This is a genomic window from Myxococcus sp. CA039A (assembly GCF_013336645.1).
GTDB lineage: Bacteria > Myxococcota > Myxococcia > Myxococcales > Myxococcaceae > Myxococcus > Myxococcus llanfairpwllgwyngyllgogerychwyrndrobwllllantysiliogogogochensis.
This window is the reverse complement of sequence record NZ_JABUMQ010000585.1, coordinates 1-2,890: the sequence shown is the minus strand read 5'-3', so window position 1 is coordinate 2,890 and position 2,890 is coordinate 1. Positions and strand designations below refer to the sequence as shown.

Sequence of the window (2,890 nt, the reverse complement as noted above, 5' to 3'; positions counted from 1 at the left end):
GAGATGTGTACAAGAGACAGACGCCCCGGAGCCGGACGACGGCAAGGGCGATGCCTCGCGATCACTGACGCCCAAGCAGCGCGCCTTCGTCCGGGAGTTCCTGAAGGACTCCTGCGCGGCCCAGGCCGCCATCCGCGCGGGGTACTCCGAGGCGACGGCGGAGTCCCAGGGCTCCCGCCTGTTGAGGAATGCCAAGGTGCTGGCGGCCGTGGAGGCTGGCCAGGCGGCCCTCGATGAGGCCGTGAAGGAAGAGGTCGTCGTCGAGGTCGCCGAGGTCATCCGCGAGCTGCGGCGTATCGCCTTCTCCGACATCGGCCAGGGCGTGGGAGAGCGCGGTGGTGTGCTCGCGTTGAAGGACATGCCCGAGGACTTCCGCCGGGCCATCTCCAGCATCGAGGTGGAAGAGCTCTTCGCGGGGAAGGGGGAGGAGCGCGTCCAGGTCGGCATGGTGACGAAGCTGAAGCTCTGGCCCAAGGACAAGGCGCTGGAGCTGCTCGGCAAGTACCTGAAGATGTTCACCGACAAGGTGGAGCTGACGGAGGTGAAGAAGAGCCACGAGGAAGCGCTGGGGGAGCTGGAGTGAGCGCGGCCCGGCAGGCGCGGAAGAAGACCTCTCTTCGGACGCAGGTGGCTCGGCGCCGTCAGCCGCGCGAGCTGAGGGGGCGTGGTGGGCGGCCGGTGGTGCAGGACGCGCAGGAGGAGCTGTCGCCGCGAGAGAAGGCCATCCGCCAGCGGCTGAAGGACGACTTCCCCCACTACGCGGAGAAGTGCCTGCGGATTCGCCCGAAGGAGGTGTCCGGGGCGGAGCTGCCGCGGCTGAAGCTGAACAAGGCCCAGTTGTACCTGCACGAGCGACTGGAGGTGCAGCTCCGGAAGACGGGGAGGGTGCGCGCCATCATCCTCAAGGGGCGGCAGCAGGGGTGCAGCACGTACGTGGAGGCGCGCTTCTACTGGCGGGTGACGCACCGGAAGGGCGTGAGCGCCTACATCCTCACGCACGAGGACCCGGCGACGGCGAACCTCTTCAAGATGGCGAAGACGTACCACGAGCACTGCCCGGCGCTCGTGAAGCCCACCACCAGCGCGTCCAACGCCAAGGAGCTGCTCTTCGACAAGCTGGCCTCCGGGTACAAGGTGGGCACTGCGGGGAGCAAGGGGACGGGGCGCTCGTCGACGCTGCAGTACTTCCACGGCTCAGAAGTCGCCTTCTGGCCCAACGCCTCGGGCCACATGCGCGGCGTGCTGGAGGCCGTGGGCAACGTGCCGGGGACGGAAATCATCCTCGAGTCCACCAGCGACGGACCGCAGGGACTCTTCTACCGGCTCTGCCTCGCGGCGCAGAAGGGGGAGAACGAGTACGAGCTCATCTTCATCCCGTGGTTCTGGCAGGACGAGTACCGCCTGGCGGTGCCCGCGGGCTTCGAGCGCACCTCGGAGGAGGTGCGGTACGCGGAGCTGTGCCACCAGGTGCACGGCTACGCCCTGGACGATGGGCAACTGGCGTGGCGCCGCTCGAAGGTGTCCGGCTTCGAGAAGGGCGTGGCCGACTTCCGGCGCGAGTACCCGGCGACGGTAGAGGAGGCCTTCAAGGCGGCCGCAGTGGGCGCCTTGTGGACTCCGGAGACGCTGGAGAACGCGCGCGCGCCGAAGCCTGTGGACGCCGAGGGCAAGCCGCTGCCCATGGTGCGCGTGGTGGTGGCGGTGGACCCGGCAGGCGGTGACGGCCCCAGCAACGACGAGGTGGGCATTGTCTGCGCCGGGAAGGCCTCCAACGGGCACGCCTACGTGTGGCTGGACGCCTCTGGGAAGCTCTCCGCCGAGGCGTGGGCCACGAAGGCGCTGGCGGCCTACGAGCGGGAGATGGCCGACGCCGTGGTGGGCGAGAAGAACTTCGGCGGCGACATGGTGGAGACCACCATTCGCAGCAAGGCGAAGGAGATGCGCAAGCCCGTCAACGTGAAGGTGGTGACGGCCTCTCGCGGCAAGGCGAAGCGCGCCGAGCCTGTGGCCGCCCTGTACGAGCGCGGGAAGGTGCACCACGTGGGCCTACTGCCTGCCCTCGAGGACGAGATGACGACGTGGGTGCCCGGGGAGTCCACCTGGAGCCCCAACCGCATGGACGCCGCGGTGTGGGCGCTGACGGAGCTGATGCTGGGCAAGGATGCCGACACCTTCAAGGTGGGGAGCTACCGGTGAGCGTCGCGTGCGCCACGGTGCTAGGTGCCGTCCTGTACGTGTCCGGCCCGTACCGCGTCTGGGTGCGGCGCGTGGTGCTAGCGAAGGCCCAGCGCATGGCCCGCGTGCGCGCCCCGCTGGAGACGGGCGGGCTGCTGCTGGGGCAGGTGGTGGACGGCGAGGCCCACGTGCTGGCGCTGACGGGCCCGGGAAGGCGCGCGCGTCGCAGCCGCCTGGGCTACGAGTCGGACGGTGCGCGGGACACCCGGCTGGTAGCGCGTGTCCACCCGGAGCTGCACTACCTGGGCGACTGGCACACCCACCCGGGCGGCCCCGCGGTCCTGTCCGCGACGGACGTGGCCTCCATTCGGGGGACGCTGTCGCCGTCCCGGCCCGAGGTGCTGCACCTGCTGCTGGCGGGCCCGGCCGATATGGGTGCCGCCGTGGCCTCTCTCTTTACCCTGGTGCGCGGCGAGTCCGCCGCCCGCCGCATGGCGCAGGAGGTGACAACGTGACGTGCATTGCTGGCGTGGTGGCGAAGGGCCGCGTGTGCCTGGGCGGGGACAGTGCCGGGGCAGCGGGCGTGCAGCTCGTCCTCCGCAGGGACGAGAAGGTGTTCCGCACCGGGCCCTTCGTCATGGGCTTCACGTCCTCGTACCGGATGGGGCAGGTGCTGCGGTACGCCTTTTCGCCGCCGGCCCCGCCCACCCAGGAC

At 70.0% G+C, this 2,890-nt stretch carries 4 protein-coding genes; all 4 read left to right on the top strand.

All coding sequences use genetic code 11. The annotated features are described in order from the left end of the window. The coding region (locus HR086_RS46035) for a terminase small subunit (RefSeq protein WP_174468825.1) at positions 1-583 on the top strand (583 nt) is incomplete at its 5' end. Further along, on the top strand, positions 580-2,196 hold the full coding sequence (locus tag HR086_RS49640; RefSeq protein ID WP_174468824.1) for a hypothetical protein: 1,617 nt from the start codon (positions 580-582) through the stop codon (positions 2,194-2,196). The genes HR086_RS46035 and HR086_RS49640, both read left to right, overlap by 4 nt. Continuing rightward, positions 2,193-2,690 carry a Mov34/MPN/PAD-1 family protein gene (locus HR086_RS46025; protein WP_174468823.1) on the top strand — a complete coding sequence of 166 codons (498 nt, stop codon included), beginning with the start codon at positions 2,193-2,195 and terminating at the stop codon, positions 2,688-2,690. The genes HR086_RS49640 and HR086_RS46025 overlap by 4 nt, the downstream gene beginning before the upstream one ends. Beyond that, the coding region (locus HR086_RS46020) for a hypothetical protein (RefSeq protein ID WP_217442226.1) at positions 2,687-2,890 on the top strand (204 nt) is incomplete at its 3' end. The genes HR086_RS46025 and HR086_RS46020, both read left to right, overlap by 4 nt.